We start from the raw sequence: 20595 nt of genomic DNA, 5'->3' as shown, positions 1-20595 counted from the left end.
ATGACCATCAACACCTCTCGCCGTGGATTTCTGAAAGGTGCCGCTGCTGCCGGTGCCGTGCTGCTGGTCGGTGCCCGCCCCGATGGCGCGCTGGCTGCGGCTTCGTCCGAGACCGCTCAATTCAACCCCTTCGTGAAAATCGACGCGGATGGCACCGTAACCGCCATCGTAAAGCATTTTGAAAAGGGTCAGGGCCCGGCCACCGGCCTGCCGACGCTGATCGCCGAGGAAATCGGCCTGACCATGGATCAGATCGAATATGAATTTGCGCCGTCGAACCCGAATGTCTATAACAACCTGCTGTTCGGCCCGTTCCAGGGTACAGGCGGATCGACCGCGATGGCGAATTCCTGGCTGCAATATCGTCAGGCCGGTGCTGCCGCACGCGAGATGCTGATCAAGGCCGCCGCCCAAAGTTGGGGCGTGGACGCATCGGGCATCACTATCGAGGAAGGCATCGTCAAGGCTGGTGACAAATCCGCTCCGATTGCGGAGTTCGTGGCGGCCGCTGCGCAGCTAGAAGCGCCGGCCGAGCCGCGCCTGAAAGACCCGTCCGAGTTCCGCCTAATCGGCAACGCAGCCGTGCGCCGCAAGGACTCGGCCATCAAGGGCAACGGTCAGGCGATGTATGCGATGGATGTGCATCTGCCGAACCAGATGGTCGCGATGATCAAGCGGCCTGAATCCAAGGGCGGAATCGCACTTGGCTTTGATGACAGCGCATCAAAAGAGGTCAAAGGCTATATCAGTGCCGCTGTTCTGCCCAATCAGGCGGGTGTTGCGGTCTATGCCGAAAACACCTGGGCCGCGATCCAGGCCCGCGACGCGCTTGAGGTCGATTGGGACATGTCGGGCGCGGAGACCCGCGATTCAGATCAGATCAGGTCCGAGATCATGGCCGCGCTGGATGCAGAGCCCACCTACAACGTGAACAAGGCGGATGTTGCAGCGGTTTCAGCAGCCATCGATGGCGCGGATAAGGTGGTTGAAAAGACCTTTTATTTCCCACTGCTGGCCCACGCGCCGATGGAGCCGCTGAACTGCACCATCGAACAAACTGCTGAGGGTGACATCGTTCTGCATGATGGCGCGCAGATGCCGACGGGCCCGCATATGGCCTATCAGCAGATCTTCCAGCTGCCGCCCGAGAAGATCCACATCAAGACCATGCTGGCCGGAGGCTCGTTCGGTCGCCGCGCCACGCCCGATGCGGATTATCAGGTCGAAGCCGCGCTGGCCTTTGTGGTCACAGACCGCTCGCGCCCGGTGAAACTGGTCTGGACGCGAGAGGATGACATTCGCAGCGGTTACTACCGTCCTGCCTTCGGCCATAAGGTGCGTGTGGGTCTGGATACGGATGGCAATATCGTAGGCTGGCAACATCAGATCGCCGGGCAATCGGTGATCAAAGGCACCGCGTTCGAGGCCGTTTTGGTCCATGACGGCGTCGATCACAGCTCGGTCGAAGGTGTGGCTGACAGCCCATATTCCATCCCTGGAATGGCCGTTGGCCTGACCGACACGCCCAAGGCGACAACGGTTCTGTGGTGGCGCTCGGTGGGTCATACCCATACAGCCTACGCGATGGAAACCATGATGGACTTGGTGGCCGAAGCCGCAGGTCGTGACCCGGTTGAATTCCGTCTGGCCCACCTGTCCGATAGCGCCAATCCAGATCAGCAACGCAAGGCCGCCGTTCTGAAACTTGCGGCTGAAAAGGCGGGTTGGGGCAACGCACCTGCGGGGCGCTCGCAGGGGATTGCGGTGCATAAATCCTTTGGGTCTTATGCGGCTGAAGTCGTTGAAATCTCGGGCGATCCGGAAGACGGCATCAAGATCGAAAAGGTCACCTGTGCCGTGGATTGCGGCATCGCGGTGAACCCCGATGTGGTCAAAGCGCAGATGGAAGGCGGCATAGGCTATGGCATCGGCCATGTGATGCGCGACCAGATCACGCTGACAAGCGGGGCGGTCGATCAGTCCAACTTCCCGGATTACGAGCCGCTGCGCATCAGTGATATCGCCGCCATCGACGTGCATATCGTGCCGTCTGCCGAAGCGCCGACTGGCGTGGGCGAACCCGGAACCCCGCCTTCGGCACCGGCGCTGGCCAATGCGATCCACGCGATGTCAGGCGTTCTGGTGGCCGAACATCCAATGGCTGAAAACGGTGTAAGCTTCGCCTGACCCTCTGCCCCGCGCCGCCTGAACCCGGCGCGGGGTTAATTTGATCAAATTTCGTGACAAGGCGCGTCGTGTCGACTAAACCTCGGAGGAACCACAATGATGGAGCCCCCGATGGACCTGAGCGCCTTGCACAGTTTTCGCGTTGCAGCCTGTGATCTAAACGGTCAGTTGCGGGGCAAACGCGTGCCGCCCTCGTATTCCGACAAGCTGGACAAAGGCTCCGTGCGGATGCCGTTCTCGGCGCTGAATGTGGACCTGTGGGGCGCAGATATTGACGGCAGTCCGCTGGTGTTTGAAACTGGTGATGCCGATGGTGTGCTGCTGCCCACCGATCGCGGTGCGGTCCCGATGCCTTGGCTTGAGGTGGACACCGCACTGGTGCCGATGTGTCTGTACGACGACCACGGCACCCCCTTCGCCGGAGACCCCCGCCACGCGCTGAGCGCTGTACTGAACCGCTATGCCCAGCGCGGTTGGTCCGTGATCGCGGCGACCGAGCTGGAATTCACTCTGCTCGATTCCTCGGGCGCGCAGCCACAACCGCCGATGAACCCCATTACCGGGCGCAGGCTGGTGGATGAGGCCGTGCTGTCCATGGCCGAGATGGACGCATTCGATGCCTTTTTCACCGAGCTTTACGATGGCTGCGCCGCGATGGGCATTCCCGCCCAGACCGCCATTTCCGAAAGCGGCATTGGCCAGTTCGAGATCAACCTGAACCATCAGGGCGCAATGCGCTGTGCTGATGATACATGGCTTTTCAAGGTGTTGACGCGCGGTCTTGCCCGCAAACACGGGTTCACCGCGACGTTCATGTCCAAACCCTATGCCGATGACGCAGGCAACGGAATGCATGTGCATTTTTCGGTTGTAGACGATCAGGGCCGCAATGTGTTTGACAATGAAGGCCCCGAGGGGACGGACACGCTGCGCTACGCCATTGCAGGCTGTCTGGCGGCGATGCCCGGCAGCACACTGATCTTTGCGCCGCATGGCAATTCCTATACCCGGCTGGTTCCCGGCGCCCACGCGCCCACCGGCGCCAGCTGGGCCTATGAGAACCGCACTGCCGCCCTCCGCATTCCCGGCGGTGCCCCTGCCGCCCGCCGGATTGAACATCGTGTGGCCGGAGGCGACATCAACCCTTACCTCATGCTGGCCGCCGTTCTGGGTGCTGCGATGAACGGGATCGAGGACGCAACCGACCCGCCCGCCCCGATCACCGGTAACGCCTATGATATCGACGGCCTGCCCCAACTGGCCGGCGATTGGGAGGCCGCGATCACTACCTTCGAATCCGATCCCCACGTGGCGCGTATCTTCCCCGCTGATATGATCCGCTTTCTGGCGATGACCAAACGGCAGGAAATCCGCCGCTTCGCCGAGCGCCCCCCAGAAGAGCACTGGCTAAGCTACGTCGAGGCCGTCTGACCCCCCTTGCCCGGCCCCTTTTGGTTCGTTAGAATGAATTTGATCAAATTTGGTGACCTATGAAAATCGGCATCCTTGTAACCGGCCACCCTCCGGATGAGCTGCGTTCAGACTTCGGCACATATGACGGCATGTTCCGTACCCTGCTGGGCGGCAACGGCTTTACGTTTCAGACCTACAACGTGGTGGACGGCCAGTTCCCTGACGGCACAGACTCTGCCGACGGCTGGGTCATCACCGGCTCGCGCCATGGGGCGTATGAGGATCACGCGTGGATACCCCCGCTGGAAAATCTGATCCGCGCGATCCGCGACAAAGGCCAGCCGCTGATTGGCGTCTGCTTTGGCCACCAGATCATCGCACAGGCGCTGGGCGGAAAGGTTGAAAAGTTCACCGGAGGCTGGGCCGTTGGGCGCACCGACTATGACCTTGATGGCCAAACAGTTACGCTGAATGCGTGGCATCAGGATCAGGTAGTCGCCCTACCCGACGGCGCACGCGTCACCGGTACCAACGATTTCTGTCGCAACGCCATGGTGGCTTATGGCGACACGATCTGGACCGTACAGGCCCACCCTGAATATGGTGACAGCTTTATCCAGGGCCTGATCGAGACACGCGGCAAGGGCGTGGTCCCCGATGAATTGATGCAAGCGGCCACTGACCGCCTGCCCGCCAATGACGACAACCCCAAAATCGGGCAGTTCATGGCGGAGTTTTTGAAGAAAGAGAGGGCCTGATGGCCGACTGGACAGACCAACTGCCGCAGGCAGCCCGCACCTATTTCGAAGGCCACCGACTGGACGAGGTCGAATGCATCATCTCGGACCTGCCCGGCATCGCGCGCGGCAAGGCGGTACCCGCCTCGAAATTCGCCAAGCAATCCTATTTCCACCTGCCCGACAGCATCTTTTACCAGACCATTACCGGTGATTGGGGCGAGGCCGCGGGTGAGGACGGGTTCATCGAACGCGACATGATCCTGAAGCCTGACTTCTCGACAGCATCCGCGGCACCGTGGACCGGCGACTGGACGTTGCAAGTGATCCACGACGCCTATGATCGTGATGACAATCCGATCCCGTTCAGCCCGCGCAACGTGTTGAAACGCGTGGTCCAGATGTATCACGACAAGGGCTGGAAACCCGTCGTCGCACCCGAGATGGAGTTCTTTCTGGTCGCCCCCAATGTGGACCCTGCGCAAAGTATCAAGCCTATGATGGGCCGCTCGGGCCGTCCGGCGGCGGCGCGGCAGGCATACTCGATGACGGCCGTGGACGAATTCGGCCCGGTGATCGACGACATCTATGATTTCGCCGAACATCAGGGGTTTGAGATTGACGGCATCACGCAGGAAGGCGGCGCGGGCCAGTTGGAAATCAACCTGCGCCACGGCAATCCAGTGAAGCTGGCCGACGAGGTGTTCTATTTCAAGCGCCTGATCCGCGAGGCCGCCCTGCGCCACAACTGCTTTGCCACCTTTATGGCGAAACCGATTGTGGATGAGCCGGGCTCGGCCATGCATATCCACCACTCGATCATCGACATGGAGACCGGGCAGAACATCTTTTCCGGCCCACAAGGGGGCGAGACGGACGCATTCTATCACTTCATCGCCGGGTTGCAGAACCACCTGCCCTCGGGTCTGGCGGTGATGGCGCCCTATGTGAATTCCTATCGCCGCTATGTGAAAGATCACGCCGCGCCGATCAATCTGGAATGGGCACGCGACAACCGCACCACCGGCATCCGCGTTCCGCTGTCGGGGCCCGAGGCGCGCCGGGTCGAAAACCGCATCGCGGGGATGGACTGCAACCCTTATCTAGGCATCGCGCTATCTCTGGCCTGTGGCTATCTGGGCTTGGTCCAACAGGAACGCCCGCGCCGTCAGTTCTATGGCGACGCTTACGAAGGCGAAGGCGATATCCCTCAGGTCATGGGCAACGCGCTGGACCTGTTCGATGAGGCGACCGCCTTGCATGAGGTTCTGGGCCCCGAATTTGCCCGCGTCTACGGCATCGTCAAACGCGCCGAGTATGAAGAGTTCCTGCAGGTCATCTCTCCGTGGGAGCGTGAGCATCTGCTGCTGAACGTCTGATCCGCGATGAACCTGCTTTATTCCAACGACCGCAAGGCTGAATACCCGGCCAGCTGGTACGCGGCTACGGCCAATTCGATTGACCGCTTTCCTGTTCTTGCAGGCGATGAAAAAGCCGACGTCTGCGTGGTGGGCGGCGGTTATACCGGCCTGTCCGCCGCGCTGCATCTGGCTGAGGCAGGGTTCAGCGTTGTGCTGCTTGAGGCGCATCGTGTGGGCTTTGGCGCATCAGGCCGCAATGGCGGGCAATTGGGCAGCGCGCAGCGGATGGATCAGGAAGATCTTGAGCGGCTGGTTGGCGATGACGACGCCGCCAAGCTGTGGGATTTGGCCGAGGACGCGAAGGCGCTGGTCAAATCGCTGATTGCCAAGTACCAGATTGACTGCGATCTGAAACCGGGCGTCGCCGTTCTGGGCCTGTCCGCTGGAGAACAGCAGGAATTGCACGACCACGCGGCGCATCTGTCCGACCGCTATGGCTATGACCAGATGGAACTGCTGGACGAAGGCGCGGGCCACGGTCTGTGCCCCTCGCCCGCCTATCGCGGAGGCTATCTGGACATGGGTGCCGCGCATCTACATCCACTGAACTACGCTTTGGGTCTGGCGCAGGCAGCGGCCAAGGCAGGCGTGCGGATATATGAAGGCACCGAGGTGAGAGGGGTCGAGGAAACCTCACCCGCCATCATCCATACCGCGCAGGGCAAGGTCACGGCCGATCACGTTGTTCTTGCCTGCAATGGATACCTTGGCGATCTGAACGGCAAGGTCGCCGCGCGTGTTATGCCGATCAACAATTTCATCGCCGCGACCGAGCCTTTGGGCACCGATGCTGCCCGCGTTCTGACCCGGGACGTGGCGGTGGCCGATACGAAATTCGTGGTGAACTATTTCCGCCTTAGCGCGGATAACAGATTGCTGTTTGGCGGCGGCGAAAGCTATGGCTATCGCTTCCCGGCAGACATTGCCGCCAAGGTCCGCAAACCAATGGTCGAGATTTTTCCACACCTGCGCGACGTCAAAATCGACTATGCCTGGGGCGGCACGCTGGCGATTACCATGCGGCGGATGCCGTATCTGACGCGGGTTGCGCCCAATATCCTGTCAGCCTCGGGCTACTCTGGTCACGGGGTCGGAACAGCCACCCATGCGGGGCAATTGATGGCACTGGCCATTCAGGGGCAGGCCGAAGGGTTCGACACCATGGCCCGCGTCCCCGCCCTACCTTTCCCCGGAGGCCCCGCCTTGCGCAGCCCCCTGCTGGTGCTGGCGATGACGTGGTTTGCTTTGCGGGATCGGCTGGGGGTGTGATCGAGCCCCCAGTTAACTGAGGTCTTGCAGACTATCAAAAATCGCGTAGCACTCGAAACCCAGCGGCCATTAGCCTTGCGTCCTCATCTACTCGCCCGCGCGAAGCGACCCTAGAGAAATCCATAGCGGTCCAATAGGCACCACCTCTCCCGACGCGGTCTGTACACGCAGGCAACATAGCGTGTCGCAGATAGTCACTTACAGTCGCAAAACCTATGTGAGTTGAAGTCCAGCAAGACATTGTACGCTCAACTACATTGCCTGACATATGGCGCAATCCCCACGCATTGGCGGCGTCGAGATCATCAACCCGAACCGGATGACCACGCCGTGCCAGTTCCGGACGCTTGACACCCAACATCTCTTCGGTTGGTTTGCCGTGGAAATTGACTTGATCGGTTGTTACTTCCTCACCCTGAGCAAATGGGGTCTGCGTTCCGGCGCGTGCTGCATACTCCCACTCTGCTTCCTTTGGCAAACGGTACACATCGGCGCCAATCTTGTCGTTGAGCCATTTTGTATAAGCCACGCCGTCGGAATAAGAGACATCAACAACCGGGTAGTTGCCCCGAACATCTACGCAGGCAGCATCGCGCTGTAATATACAATCGCGCGGAACATGCCCTCCACAGCCACCGTCATTGACGCACGCCATCCACTGTTCATGCGTCACTTCATTTCGACCAATAGCAATTGGCATATCAATCTTAACAGGATGAACAGGGCCCTCGTGGTACGCGATATAGGGATCCTCAGGAGTGGCCCACCGCATAGGATTCGCGCCCAAGTGAATTTTCAAACGAGATTCACCCGGCGGCCCGCCGATCAGGAACTCTCCCAACGGCAACACGATCATCTCGGGGCAGACGTCGCATTCCTGAAACATCTCAAGCGGGGCTACCTCGGTTCCGTCGGACAGGACGTATTGCGCCTGAGCTGGCAGAGCGAGAATGGACAATGAAAAAGCAAGTCTAGCAAGCATGATGGGAACAATCCGAACCGTGAAATGCAATGTTTAGATTTTCCCATTGCCACCCGGATTCCCCAACGGATGCAAGGCGCTATCCGGGGTCCGAACGAAGTTATCCTCTGGATTGCGACAGTTAGGTGAAATTTTGCTGCATGGTCACGTAGGGGCTTGGATTGACGTTCTTTTAGCTTTATCTTTTCCAAAGATAGAATTTGGGAAAATCAAATATGACGCTTCCGCCTAACGTTCATGACGCCGAACCCATCCCTGCCGCCGCGCGTGAGGCCATCGACGCCCTGATGCAATCGGGCGACCTGTTCCGCTATACCGCGCCGCAAGACGCGCCGGTCGCGCTTCTGGAAAGCGAATTCGCGGCCCTTTTGGGCGCGAAATACGCGCTGGCCGTATCGTCCTGCTCGGCCGCTTTGTTCCTGTCGCTCAAGGCATTGGGTCTGCCTCGGGATGCGCGGGTGCTGATCCCCGGATTTACCTTTGCGGCCGTGCCGTCCTCGGTCGTTCATGCGGATTGCATCCCGGTGCTGTGCGAAGTGGGCGAGAACTATCGCATCGACATGGCCGATTTCGAGGCCAAACTGGACAGTGTTCAGGCCGTCATCATCAGCCATATGCGAGGCCATACATCCGACATGGACGCGATCATGGCGCTGTGCAACGCGCGTGACATTCCAGTTGTCGAGGACGCGGCGCATTCGCTGGGCACCACATGGCACGGCAAGAATATCGGCACGATTGGCAAAGTCGGCTGTTTCTCGTTCCAGTCCTACAAGATGATCAACGCGGGCGAAGGTGGCATTCTGATCACAGACGACGCCGATCTGGTGGCGCAGGCCGTGATCATGTCAGGCGCGTATGAGCATAACTGGAAGAAACACAAAACCCCGCACGGCGACAACTCGCCCGAGTTGGAGCAGGCCTTTGCCCGCTGGCAGAACAAACTACCACTGTATAACCTGCGGATGAGCAACCTCAGCGCCGCCGTGATCCGTCCCCAGATTCCCGAACTGGCGCGGCGCGTCAAGGATGGCTTGGCCAATCATGACTATGTGGCCGAGCGTCTGAATGGCTCGGATTTCATCGACGTCCCTGCCCCCCTGTCGCCCGAGCGCCGCGCACCGGATTCGATCCAGTTCAATCTGGTGGGCCTCAGCGATGACGAGATCCGCGCCTTTGCCGAAGCTTCCGAGGCGCGTGGGGTCAAGGTTCAGGTCTTTGGTCAAAGCGCGGATAACGCTCGCGCCTTTTGGAATTGGCAGTTCCTACCGGAACAGTTTGAACTGCCGCAGACGCGTGACATGCTGATGAAGGCGTGTGACGTGCGCCTGCCCGTGCGTCTGACGCGTGAGGAACTAGACGTGATCGCCGACATCCTACTGGCTTCGGTTGGTGAAGTAACCGGGCCGGTTCCGGTCTATGGCACCTAGCTGCTAGTTCCCTTGAGGACCAACAAGGTCCGACGAGACAAACAGCGCCGTGACCCCTTGCGCGGTCGCGGCAACACGCGACAGAACGGCTGCCACCTGTGGCCCCTCCGGGCCATCCACCAAAAGCGGCGCACCCGAATCCCCCATCATCACGGGGCAAATAGCCACTAAAATTCCTTGCTCTGCGCGGGTTGGCGGGCATGACGGGGTGCGGCTCAGGACATGCGGCCGCACGCCGGGATAGCCCACCAGATAGGATGAGGGCGCAGCGGTTTTCGCTAAAGGCACCGGTGCGATCTGTTGTCCAAGAGGCTCGGTCAGTTCCAGCAGCGCCCAGTCCAGATCCGCGCGCCGGTTGAATGTTGTTGGTCCCTGCCCGGGCGGCAGCCGATAGCCCGACACGCCCGAGACCGCGACCGCTTCTCCTCGCTGATAACCAGCTGCGAACCGTATGCTGGCGGGTGGGATCCAACGGTTGCGTGCCGTGTTGAAAAGGCAATGCGCCGCAGTCAGAACCAAACGCTCTGCCACCAGAGTGCCAGTGCAATGTGATCGTTGGTCCCGACCTGCAAAATTGACCCGCCCGACTGCGCGCCAGGGCACTTGCGTCGCGTCCTGGATCTCTCGTTCACGCACGGCGTCGCAACCGAGTGAGGCCGCGCTGCCCAACCTGCAAACCTCGGACCAATCATCCGAATAAACACCTTGCGACAGCGCAGGGCTTGACCACGCTAATGCGACACCCAAAACAAGCCGGAGCATTACCGGTCGCGTCAATTCAGCTTGGATAGCTTTTGCTGCAGCTCAGCCAGTTGTTTCTTGATTTCGTCCAGATCCTCTTTGGGTTCTGTCGAAGGCTGTTCTTCTTTGTCCGGACCGGACCAGTTGCCCGAAAGTCCACCGGTCATCGCCTTCAAAAACGCCTGTTGCTGCGCCTGCATCGCTTCGAACCCCGGCATCTGCGACATCGGATTCATGGCGCTCATGTTTTCCATCATCTTCGACTGGCTTTCGCGCAGCATCTCGAACGAGCTTTGCAGGAACTGAGGCATCATACCCCCGCCCGGCAGCATGTAGCTGCGGACCAGATCGTTTAGCACGTTCACCGGCAGAACGTTTTCGCCCCGGCTTTCGTGTTCCGCAATGATTTGCAGCAGATATTGGCGTGTCAGGTCATCCCCTGTCTTCAGGTCGATAATCTGCACTTCGCGTCCATCGCGGATGAACACGGCGATATCCTCTAGCGTGACGTAGTCGCTGGTCTCGGTGTTATACAGCCGACGGCTGGCATAGCGTTTGATCAACAACGGTTTTTCTTGTTCTGACACCGTTTACCCTCCCCAAGGATGATGCGTTGCAGCAGAGATTATGCGACTGCAGAACAAAAAGAAAGGGCAGGTCTTTCGACCTGCCCGACGCGATTGCACCAGATGGGAGGATGGGTGCGCCTCGCGGCCTTACTTACTTGGCAGCTGTTGCTTTCTTGGCAGCAGCAGTCACCTCGTTGGTGGCTTTCTTGACAGCAGCAGTTGCGTCTTCTGCAGCGTCTTTACCGGCAGCCATCAGCAGCTCGACGGTTTCGCTCTGAACTTTTTTCGCGATTTCAGCGAAAGCAGCCATGTTTTCAGCGGCAACTTCGGCCGACGCGCTTGCGAAGTCGGTTGCGGCTTTTGCGTAGTCAGCAGGCTCTGCTTTTGCTTTCGACATCTCGGTCAGTTTGGCCAGAGTGTCTTTGGTCCATTTGTTCGAAATTTCTGCCGATTTCTCTGCAGCTTCCAGAGCAACACCCGACAGTTTTTCGTTCAGGGTTGCGGTCGACTTGAAGGCACCTTCCAGTGCGGTGGTGTCAACGGGAAACGCGCCCATGATGTCTTTCAGAGCAGCGGTGAAGTCTTGTGTCTTAGCCATTGTCCAAATCCTTTTTGCCGAACCGGGCCTGCCCCGGTTTTCATCAGCTTGAGGACAATATGATTGCTGCATCGCAGCATTACAAGAATTTTCTTGCTGCGATGCAGAAAAAACTTCTGATTCCCTGATAAATCAATCGGTTGCCTTGACCAAAACATAGGTTCCGGGTGCCGGACACAAAGACGGATGGTCCGAATCGCCCGGTTCACGCGCCGGGATTTGCTTGCCAGAACGCTTTTTCAACCAAGCTTCCCAAAGAGGCCACCACGATCCCTCATGGAAATCCGCCTCTTTCATCCAACCATCGGCATCCGCCTTTAGATCGGGATTGGTATAGTGTCCGTATTTCTTCTTGCTGGGCGGATTGACAATCCCGGCGATATGGCCGGATTGCGAGACAACAAACGTTTTTGACCGCGAGCCCATCTGCTGCACGCCACGGTAGCAGGCTTTCCATGCCGCGATGTGATCCGTTTCGCATGTTATGGCCATCAATGGCACATCCACATCGCGGATATTCAGCTTATGCCCCAATAGCTCGAACCCATCATTGACGAAATCATTGCTTTGGCAAAGACCCCGAAGGTATTCGATTGCCATTCGACCGGGCAGGTTTGCTCCATCCCCGTTCCAGAACAACAGATCAAAGGCCGGGGGGGTTTCGCCCATCATATAACTACGGATTGCAGGACCATAGATCAGGTCATTGGACCGAAGGAAAGACATCGTCCGCCCAACCACCCAAGCTTTGAGAACACCGTCTTTGCCGACCTGATCCTCGATCCCGTCGACAAAGTCATTCTGGAGGAACGGGGTAAACTCGCCCTGATCTCCGAAGTCGGTCAAAGTGGTGAAGAATGTGGCCGACTTGATCGACTTGTCCCCGCGCTGTTTGAGCAGCGACAAGGTCAGACTAAGCGTCGTTCCCGCAATACAATAGCCTACAGCGTTGACCTGCTTGACCTTGCAGATCTGTTTCACCTGCTCAATCGCGGTCAGATAGCCTTGCTCGATATAGTCGCCCATCCCGATATCCGCGTGGGAGGCATTCGCGTTCGCCCAACTGACAACGAATAGAGTATAGCCTTGTTCAGTCACCCACTTGATCAGGCTGTTCTTCGCCTTGAGGTCCAGAATGTAGAACTTGTTGATCCAAGGCGGAAAGAGAATAATCGGTGTTTCGAAAACGGTCTCGGTCGCGGGTTTGTACTGGATCAGCTCCATCAACTCATTGCGGTAGACCACCTCACCCGGTGTCGTGGCAATATTGCCTCCAATCTCGAACGCGCTGTCATCGGCCAGACGTACGACCATCTCGCCATTGTTGGCTTCGAGATCAGAGACGAGATTCTCCAGACCTTTAATCAAGGATTGACCTTCGGTCTCAACCGCCTTTTCCAAGGCATCGGGATTTGTGGCCAGAAAATTCGTAGGGGACATCATATCGATGATCTGCTGCGAGAAAAACTGAAGCCGTTGCTTGTCTTTTTCGGGCATATCGTCAACTGACGCGACCGCCTGAGCGATCGCTTGGGCGTTTGTCTGGTATTGCTGACGTACAAAGCGGAAATAGGGGTTTGTGTCCCACATCGGGTTGGAAAACCGCTTGTCCTTCGGGCCGAGTTCCGCAGCGTCGGTGTTTCCGGACGCAAGAGCCTGCTGCGCTTCGGCAAAGTTCAGAACTGACTTTCCCCAAAACTCGATCTGATGCTCCAACAGCTTGGCAGGATTTTGCCATGCCTCGGTCATATAGGCCGTTGCTGCTTTTGCAAAAAGATCTTGATTCGGGCCATCTAACGCAGGGGAATGCGCAGTTTTTCCAGCCATGACTTCAACCAGCCGCTTCGACAAAGCTTCGACTTTGTTCATATTTTCTTTAAGCCGCTCAAGGTGTTCCTCGGTTAGCTCTGGCGATCGGTCTTCGGTTGTTGTCATTTTAACAATTCCCCCCTACTATTTTCTGCTATGCAGAATAACGTCGCGGAAACTATAAGGCAAAGCGACGAAAAGTCCTTACGTACAGGCTGACACTCATAGGGGGCCCAATCCATGCGCTACATGATGACCTACGATCTGATGGAAACCATGCGCAATACCAACCAATGGATGGGCGCGACGGCAAGTGCGATGGCTTCGTACCCGCTGTTTGCAATGGTACCCAATCCCGCGTTCAGCATGATGGCTGCCTGGGGCGAAGTGACCGAACGGACATTTCAGCGAATGATTGTCAAACCCGACTGGGGCATTCGCACCTTCACCTGCGAAGATGGTAAGGACCATTTGGTAGACATCGTGCCTGTGTTGGAGCGTCCTTTCGGTGACCTGATCCACATCCGCGTCAACGGACGAAAAGAACAACCTCGCAAGGTTCTGTTGGTTGCGCCCATGTCCGGGCACTACGCCACCCTGTTGCGGTCCACAGTCAAAAGCTTGCTGGTAAATTGCGAAGTGTATGTCACCGATTGGCATAATGCGCGCGACATCCCTGTGTCTGAGGGCAAGTTCGATGTAGAGGACTATACGCTATATCTTGTTGATTTCATGAAGGAGCTCGGCCCTAAAACGCATGTAGTTGCCGTCTGCCAACCTGCTCCTTTGACCTTGGCCGCGACAGCCTATTTGGCCGAAGTCGAGCCAAAGGCACAACCCTGCACCCTGACGCTGATCGGAGGACCAGTGGACCCGGATGCAACGCCAACTGACGTCACCGATTTTGGCCGCCGCGTGACCATGGGGCAGTTGGAAGAAACGATGATTCAACGCGTGGGCTTCAAGTACAAAGGCGTCGGGCGTATGGTCTATCCCGGCCTGCTGCAGCTTGCCTCATTCATGTCGATGAATGGGGATCGCCACTCCAAGGCGTTCTCGGACCAAATTCAGCGCGTCATGCGCGGTGAGGCGTCGGACCATGACGCACATAACCGCTTTTACGATGAGTACCTTGCAGTGATGGACATGACGGCCGAGTTCTACCTGTCCACCGTGGAGCGCATCTTTAAGAACCGTGAAATTGCAAAGAACGAATTCATTGTAGCGGGACACAAAGTAGATATCGGCAAGATCACTGACGTAGCAGTTAAAACGGTTGAAGGCGCGAATGACGATATCTCTGCGCCTGGCCAGTGTATCGCAGCGCTTGAACTTTGCACCGGCCTGCCCGCTTCGAAAAAAGCCAGCCACGTCGAGCCCGGCGCTGGCCACTACGGCATCTTCGCAGGGCGAAGCTGGCGCGACAATATTCGTCCGTTGGTTATCGATTTCATGAACGCCAACACGCGCAAGCCTCAACGTCGCCCGGCAAATAAAAACAAAGTCGCCTGACCAAGATGCGTAAGGCAAAGGCAGTGGATACAGCCTTTGCCTGTTCGTGTGGTTGTCTGCGCGGTCATATTACCGCGGCAGGTATAAGGTCTTCGACACATGTCGTTTGCTATTGCAACGACTGCCGCGCGGCCCAGCTCTATTTCAACCAACCCGATCCAGCGCCCGGGCCGGTCGAAGTTCTGCAGATGTTGCCCGAAGAAGTTCGTATCGAAACCGGTGCCGAACAATTGGCATTGATGCAACTCAGCCCAAAAGGAATGCTGCGCTGGTACGCCAGTTGTTGTGATGCCCCATTGGCCACCACGTCACGCACAGCGAAATTCCCATTCGCAGGATTCATTGTCGCGCGCATGTTGGATACATCCGCCGTCGGCCCTATCACCACACGTGGCTTTGTTCCAAATCCCGGCGGCAAACAAGAGCATGAAAAGCTGGGATACGCGGCTTTCGGGCTTGTCTCACGGGTACTCAAGTCTCTTTTGACAGGAAGCTGGAAGCACACTCCGTTTTTTGACATCGGCACGGGTGATCCGATCAGAACCCCTGTTATCCTAACCAAGGCTGAACGTTCAGCACTTTATAAGTAAGGCAACCCGACTCTAATATTCAGCCATTCTTCCAGCGCTTGCGTGACTTCTGCGGGCGTCTCTAGAGGGGGCAAGTGCCCTGCGTCTTCCATAATCTTCAGTTCGGCGCTAGGGATCATCTCGGCCATAAACCGGTGCCGCTTGACTGGCGTAAGCTGATCATGTGCCCCGCAAATGATCAGTGTCGGCACGTTTATATGCCTAAGCGCAGGTTGCTGATCCGTGCGCCTCTGCAGCGCCCGCATCTGCCGTTCAAACAGCTCTGGCCCCTGATCCTTTGCCATGGCCATAACCTCGTTCAAAATCGGTACGCGCCCCGGCCCCGGAGCAAGCGTCTCCGTTCCAATCAAGCGCTGCATGACCTCTTCGAACCGGCCTGATTTGGCCCCTACGATCAACTCCTCTCGGTCAGCAGCAATCTGGGGTGTATCGGCCTGTGCGTCGGTAGACATCAGACACAAACGCGTCACCCGGTCAGGAGCCCTACGGACAAGTTCCAAAGCAACGACCCCGCCCATGTTAAACCCGCAGAGCGCAAAGCGATGTGGCAACTGGTCCAACAACCCCGAGGCTATTTCCTCGATCCGCTCGCCGCCCGATACCGGGGCAACCGTCACAGCACGAGCACCAGAAATCTGCAAAATCTGGGCGCCGAACAACCTTGCATCACACATAAACCCGGGCAGAAATACCAACGGTTCAATCACACAGGGCCTCCTTGAAATCGACCACTTTGTGTTACGTTTTCCGTAAGATGCGTAGTTTTGTTGAACTGGGCAAGCAAAAGTTCAGGGATAAGCGATCCCCTTGAACGGCGGAAAATCTGCATAGCGTGCGCGCCGTCGATGCTGATTTTCTGCAGGCTCGGCGCCGGGTCGCAACAGGCATCCGCGCGGCGCAATATAACTGTCGATCCGCTTGTGGGGCATCGGCCTCCAGACCAAATTAAACGCGCAGAGTTTGGGAAAAAACCATATCTCGGAATAGTCCAGATGATCGTGCATCCACCACGCCAGATCCCGCCAGTCCCGGCCTGCGTCATACTGATCAGCAAACCAAGGAATCACGATCGAAGCCCCCGCTATGCGCGCGTCCCCTTCGCCCCGATCCCAGATGTGGCACTCCAATGGATTGTCGTTGCGCGCGCAATTCAGCCGGTTTTCATTGCCGAACCGGTTCAGCGACGGCGACCGATAGCCCGAGCGTACGGCGACACGCCCAAAGGTTTCCTCTAAAGGATCCAGCAAGGTTTGGCACAGGGCTTGACCTGTTTCTATGGCAAGGTTGGGGTTATCGGGAAGGTTTTGTTTTTCATGGAAATTCCCGATCTCGGAATACAGGAAATCGCGCATGTAGAAATGTTTGGACAGTCGCACGCGGCCCAACGCCTCAAGGCTCCACATGCTGCCTGGTTTGCGCATGGTTATTCGACCCCCAGAGTTTTAAGCCATGCCAGAATACCCGATACGGTCGCATCGGTTTGCCCCGGCGACATCAGGCGTCCGGCTATGACATGCGATGCCGGATCATCCTCGGGGCCCATAGTCACCAGTTCGACCACAGCCGGTCCGCCCCAGGCTTGCGCAACTTTGTGGGTTAGATCAGGGCGCACCACCTGATCGTCATCCGAGAACCAGAATAATGCCGGCACCTGCGCATCCGAAAAATCAAGCGCATAGACCACATCCAGCAATACAGTCATGGGAACCACTGCTTCCCAAGGATAGGACGCTGACCAATAGGTGTTCTTTTCTTCGTCCGGCCCCGAGACATCACGGGTTTCACCCATCACCAGCGGCAACCAGCTTCGCGCCCATGGCAGACCAGGAATCCAAGCCCCGGGCGCATTCACACCGAAATTCGGTGACACGAATACCATCCCCGCTACATCCTGGCTTAACTCAGGGTTTACCGCTACTGCTGCTGCAAGTGTCCCGCCGGTTGAGGTTGAGATCACTATTACCTTTTCCCCAACGGCGCGGGCTGCGGCCAATCCTTCGGCGACATCCTGCATCCAACCCGAGGCCGTGCCCTCAGCCATTGCCTCGCCACTGCGGCCATGACCTTGAAGCCGTGTGTAGACCAGATTGGCCCCAAGCGCATCGGCCACCAAATCAGGGACCGGGCGGATTTCCTCGGATGAGGCTGAAAACCCATGAAGATACAAAATGGAAACAGGTGTGCGCTGCTCTTTGAAACCGTCCTGCCAGATCACGCGCTTTTCAACACCGGGTACGATATCGTCATATGCCGATTCTGTGCTTTCGAAATAGACCTGAACACCTTCCCCGAACTTGCGTGACTCGAATGTGGGGTTGAGTTCCACCGGTTCGCGTGGACCAAACCAATAAGTCCCGAAACCTACTGCGACTAAAAGCAGACCAGTCCAAACCAATGCGCGCTTCATTGTGATGGCATCACGTCAAGTACCGCCTGTTCGATCAGCTCAAGACAAGGGCCATCCGAAAACCGATGGTCGGCGTCTTTGACCAGCAATAGCCTCATATCCGGCCCGTCGGCGTGGTCCAGCAGACGAACGGCAGTTTCAGTGGACACGGCAGTATCTGCAGTGCCTTGCAAAAACCGAACTGGGAAGGGCAAATTCAGCGCTGCGCGCAAGACCAGCCTTTGCCGTCCGTCCTCAATCATCCGCTTGGTTATGACGTAAGGCTCCATGTAGTCCGAGGGCAGTTCCACATGCCCCACCGTCTCCAGCGCTGCCTTCTGCTCATCACTGAACGAGGCCCAATACCCGTCCTCGGTAAAATCCGGCGCAGCAGCGATTGTAACCATCCCGGCGATCCGTTCCGGCATCGCGTTTGCCAACAGCAACGCCTGCCATCCGCCCATCGACGATCCCACAACGACCAAGGGCCCTTCGGTCAGTGCCTCAATCGCCGCAACTGTATCCTCATGCCAGTCCCCAATGCATCCCTCTTCGAACGTGCCGGAACTTTCTCCGTGCCCAGAGTAATCGAACCGTAAAAACGCCTGCCCGCGTTCCTGTGCCCACGCCTCAAGATGCACCGCCTTGGTACCCTCCATATCCGACTTCAGCCCGCCAAGAAAAACAATCGTAGGCGCCGCCCCCTCGCTTTTGCGAAACGCCAACCGCCGCCCCTGCGCGGTGTCCATAAATTCAGCCACTGCCATAAAACCCTCTTTGCTTTACCGACATCATGCACGTCCCAACCCCAACCGCAATTCCCTGATCCGCCCTTCATCTGGCCCAAAATACCTCGGGGTGCGCGAGGGGCAGCGCCCCTCGCTCCAACACTTGACACACGCGCACCCACCTGCCAAAGCAGCCAGATGCAAATAACCCGCAACCGGGCGTTCAGTGGGCGCCAAACCGACGAGGAGAGCCAACATGGCCTTGGATTCAAAATCCGTCTCACTCACCTTCCCCGATGGCAATGCACGATCCTATGACGCAGGCATCACACCTGCGCAGGTGGCAGCCGATATCTCGACCTCGCTGGCCAAAAAGGCAATCTCGGCCACGGTCGATGGCAAGCATTGGGATTTGCAATGGCCTATTGAGACCGACGCACAAATCGCCATCCACACAATGAAGGATGAGGAACAGGCCAATGAGCTGATCCGCCACGATCTGGCGCATGTCATGGCCCGCGCCGTGCAGGAAATCTGGCCCGCGACCAAAGTCACCATTGGCCCCGTCATCGAAAACGGCTGGTACTACGACTTTGACCGTGAAGAGCCGTTCACGCCCGAAGATCTCGGCCTCATCGAGAAAAAGATGAAAGAGATCATCAACAAACGCGACCCCGTCACCACCGAGGTCTGGGACCGCGACCGCGCGATCGAATTCTACAAGGCCAATAACGAGCCCTATAAGGTCGAGTTGATCGAATCCATTCCGGGCGATGAGCCACTGCGCATGTATTGGCACGGCCACTGGCAGGACCTGTGCCGCGGCCCGCACCTGCAGCACACCGGCCAACTGCCCGGCGATGCGTTCAAACTGATGAGCATCGCGGGCGCCTATTGGCGCGGCGACAGCGACCGCGCGATGTTGCAACGCATCTATGGCGTGGCCTTCACCGGCAAGGAAAAGCTGAAAGCCCACCTGCATATGCTGGAGGAGGCCGCCAAGCGCGATCACCGCAAGCTGGGCCGCGAGATGAACCTGTTCCACATGCAGGAAGAGGCCCCCGGCCAAATCTTCTGGCATCCCAACGGCTGGAAAATCTACACCACCCTTCAGGACTATATGCGCCGGATGCAGGAGCATGACGGCTATGTCGAGGTGAACACGCCTCAGGTCGTCGACCGTAAGCTGTGGGAGGCCTCGGGCCACTGGGACAAATACCAGGAAAACATGTTCATCGTCGAGGTTGACGAAGATCACGCCCGCGAAAAGGCGATCAACGCGCTGAAGCCGATGAACTGCCCCTGCCACGTGCAGGTGTTCAATCAGGGTCTGAAATCCTATCGCGACCTGCCGCTACGCATGGCCGAGTTCGGGTCTTGCGCACGTTATGAACCCTCGGGCGCGCTGCACGGGATCATGCGGGTGCGCGGCTTTACGCAGGATGACGGCCATATCTTCTGTGCCGAGGATCAGATCGAATCCGAGACCGCAAAGTTCATTGCCTTCCTATCCAAGGTCTATGCCGATCTGGGCTTCCACGACTGGACGATTAAACTATCCACCCGCCCGGAAAAGCGCATCGGGTCGGATGAAAGCTGGGATCTGGTGGAAAAGGCCCTTGGTGATGCCTGCAAGGCGGCCGGGTACGACTATGAGATCCTCGAAGGCGAAGGCGCGTTTTACGGACCCAAACTGGAATTCACCCTGACCGACGCGATCGGGCGGACGTGGCAATGCGGCACGCTGCAGGTTGACCCCAACCTGCCCGAGCGTCTCGATGCCAGCTTTATCGGCGCAGATGGCGCAAAGCATCGCCCCTTCATGCTGCACCGGGCAACACTGGGATCGTTCGAGCGTTTCATCGGCATTCTGATCGAAGAGCACGCAGGCAAACTGCCCTTCTGGCTCGCCCCGCGTCAGGTGGTTGTCGCCTCGATCACCTCCGAGGCGGATGACTACGTCAATGAAGTGGTCGAAACCCTGCGCGCCGCTGGTGTCCGGGCCGAGGCCGACATTCGCAACGAGAAAATCAACTACAAGGTTCGCGAGCATTCAGTCGGCAAAGTGCCTGTCATTCTGGCCATCGGACACCGTGAAGTTGAGGAACGCACCGTCAGCGTTCGCCGTCTGGGTGAGAAACAAACACAGGTTCAATCACTTGAGGCTGTAACAATTGAACTTTCCAAGTCGGCAACTCCGCCCGATCTGCTGTAACATTCGGT

18 protein-coding genes are annotated in these 20595 nt (G+C 57.9%); 9 read left to right on the top strand and 9 right to left on the bottom strand.

Annotated features, from left to right (window positions below; genetic code table 11):
- From AC2FF7_RS11765 to AC2FF7_RS11745, 5 genes are all read left to right on the top strand, one after another.
- The gene (locus AC2FF7_RS11765) at positions 1–2187 is read left to right on the top strand and encodes a xanthine dehydrogenase family protein molybdopterin-binding subunit (protein WP_496905671.1); all 2187 of its coding nucleotides are present in this window, start codon (positions 1–3) and stop codon (positions 2185–2187) included.
- Positions 2188–2298: 111 nt separating this feature from the next.
- Entirely contained in the window at positions 2299–3618 is a 1320-nt protein-coding gene (locus AC2FF7_RS11760) for a glutamine synthetase family protein (protein ID WP_480866646.1), read from the top strand.
- A 59-nt stretch (positions 3619–3677) separates the two neighbouring features.
- Entirely contained in the window at positions 3678–4358 is a 681-nt protein-coding gene (locus tag AC2FF7_RS11755) for a type 1 glutamine amidotransferase (protein WP_170752475.1), read from the top strand.
- Complete coding sequence (locus tag AC2FF7_RS11750) at positions 4358–5716, top strand: glutamine synthetase family protein (RefSeq protein WP_496905670.1); 1359 nt, start codon at positions 4358–4360, stop codon at positions 5714–5716. The genes AC2FF7_RS11755 and AC2FF7_RS11750 overlap by 1 nt, the downstream gene beginning before the upstream one ends.
- Before the next feature lie 6 nt (positions 5717–5722).
- On the top strand, positions 5723–7027 hold the full coding sequence (locus tag AC2FF7_RS11745) for an NAD(P)/FAD-dependent oxidoreductase (protein WP_480865867.1): 1305 nt from the start codon (positions 5723–5725) through the stop codon (positions 7025–7027).
- Between the two features lie 34 nt (positions 7028–7061).
- Here the strand turns inward: AC2FF7_RS11745 and AC2FF7_RS11740 are convergent, their stop codons facing one another.
- Complete coding sequence (locus AC2FF7_RS11740; RefSeq protein ID WP_480865869.1) at positions 7062–8009, bottom strand: formylglycine-generating enzyme family protein; 948 nt, start codon at positions 8007–8009, stop codon at positions 7062–7064.
- A 215-nt stretch (positions 8010–8224) separates the two neighbouring features.
- On the opposite strand from AC2FF7_RS11740, the gene AC2FF7_RS11735 reads away from it, so the two are divergent.
- Positions 8225–9439 (top strand): DegT/DnrJ/EryC1/StrS family aminotransferase, encoded by a 1215-nt coding sequence (locus tag AC2FF7_RS11735; protein ID WP_170752468.1) that lies wholly within the window; start codon positions 8225–8227, stop codon positions 9437–9439.
- 3 nt (positions 9440–9442) lie between these two features.
- On the opposite strand, the gene AC2FF7_RS11730 is transcribed toward AC2FF7_RS11735, so the two are convergent.
- From AC2FF7_RS11730 to AC2FF7_RS11715, 4 genes are all read right to left on the bottom strand, one after another.
- Positions 9443–10201: a trypsin-like serine peptidase gene (locus tag AC2FF7_RS11730; RefSeq protein WP_480865871.1), complete on the bottom strand. Its 759-nt coding sequence runs from the start codon at positions 10199–10201 to the stop codon at positions 9443–9445.
- A gap of 11 nt (positions 10202–10212) precedes the next feature.
- Entirely contained in the window at positions 10213–10767 is a 555-nt protein-coding gene (gene phaR, locus AC2FF7_RS11725; RefSeq protein WP_480865872.1) for a polyhydroxyalkanoate synthesis repressor PhaR, read from the bottom strand.
- 133 nt (positions 10768–10900) lie between these two features.
- Positions 10901–11347, bottom strand: coding sequence for a phasin family protein (locus AC2FF7_RS11720; RefSeq protein ID WP_170354599.1), 447 nt, complete (start codon positions 11345–11347; stop codon positions 10901–10903).
- 132 nt (positions 11348–11479) lie between these two features.
- Positions 11480–13282 (bottom strand): PHA/PHB synthase family protein, encoded by a 1803-nt coding sequence (locus AC2FF7_RS11715; protein ID WP_480865874.1) that lies wholly within the window; start codon positions 13280–13282, stop codon positions 11480–11482.
- Between the two features lie 114 nt (positions 13283–13396).
- Between AC2FF7_RS11715 and phaZ the strand changes: the two genes are divergently transcribed.
- Together phaZ and AC2FF7_RS11705 are read left to right on the top strand one after the other, a co-directional pair.
- Positions 13397–14668 carry a polyhydroxyalkanoate depolymerase gene (gene phaZ, locus AC2FF7_RS11710; protein WP_496905669.1) on the top strand — a complete coding sequence of 424 codons (1272 nt, stop codon included), beginning with the start codon at positions 13397–13399 and terminating at the stop codon, positions 14666–14668.
- Between the two features lie 5 nt (positions 14669–14673).
- Positions 14674–15258 (top strand): DUF6151 family protein, encoded by a 585-nt coding sequence (locus AC2FF7_RS11705; RefSeq protein WP_496905668.1) that lies wholly within the window; start codon positions 14674–14676, stop codon positions 15256–15258.
- On the opposite strand, the gene AC2FF7_RS11700 is transcribed toward AC2FF7_RS11705, so the two are convergent.
- The 4 genes from AC2FF7_RS11700 to AC2FF7_RS11685 form a co-directional block, all read right to left on the bottom strand.
- The gene (locus tag AC2FF7_RS11700) at positions 15249–15965 is read right to left on the bottom strand and encodes an alpha/beta fold hydrolase (protein ID WP_170752458.1); all 717 of its coding nucleotides are present in this window, start codon (positions 15963–15965) and stop codon (positions 15249–15251) included. The genes AC2FF7_RS11705 and AC2FF7_RS11700 overlap by 10 nt on opposite strands.
- A gap of 81 nt (positions 15966–16046) precedes the next feature.
- Entirely contained in the window at positions 16047–16661 is a 615-nt protein-coding gene (locus AC2FF7_RS11695; RefSeq protein WP_496849125.1) for a hypothetical protein, read from the bottom strand.
- Positions 16662–16681: 20 nt separating this feature from the next.
- Positions 16682–17665, bottom strand: a complete 984-nt coding sequence (locus tag AC2FF7_RS11690) for an alpha/beta hydrolase (RefSeq protein ID WP_480865878.1) — start codon at positions 17663–17665, stop codon at positions 16682–16684.
- Positions 17662–18411, bottom strand: a complete 750-nt coding sequence (locus AC2FF7_RS11685; RefSeq protein ID WP_480865879.1) for an alpha/beta hydrolase — start codon at positions 18409–18411, stop codon at positions 17662–17664. Before AC2FF7_RS11685 ends, AC2FF7_RS11690 begins: the two co-directional genes overlap by 4 nt.
- Before the next feature lie 217 nt (positions 18412–18628).
- Here AC2FF7_RS11685 and thrS point away from each other — a divergent pair, with 217 nt between their 5' ends.
- The gene (gene thrS / locus AC2FF7_RS11680; protein WP_480865880.1) at positions 18629–20587 is read left to right on the top strand and encodes a threonine--tRNA ligase; all 1959 of its coding nucleotides are present in this window, start codon (positions 18629–18631) and stop codon (positions 20585–20587) included.
- Positions 20588–20595 lie beyond the last annotated feature (8 nt).

Source organism: Ruegeria sp. YTSC325, assembly GCF_059609525.1.
Note: the sequence above shows the minus strand (reverse complement) of the source record. Positions and strands in the feature narration are given on the sequence as shown.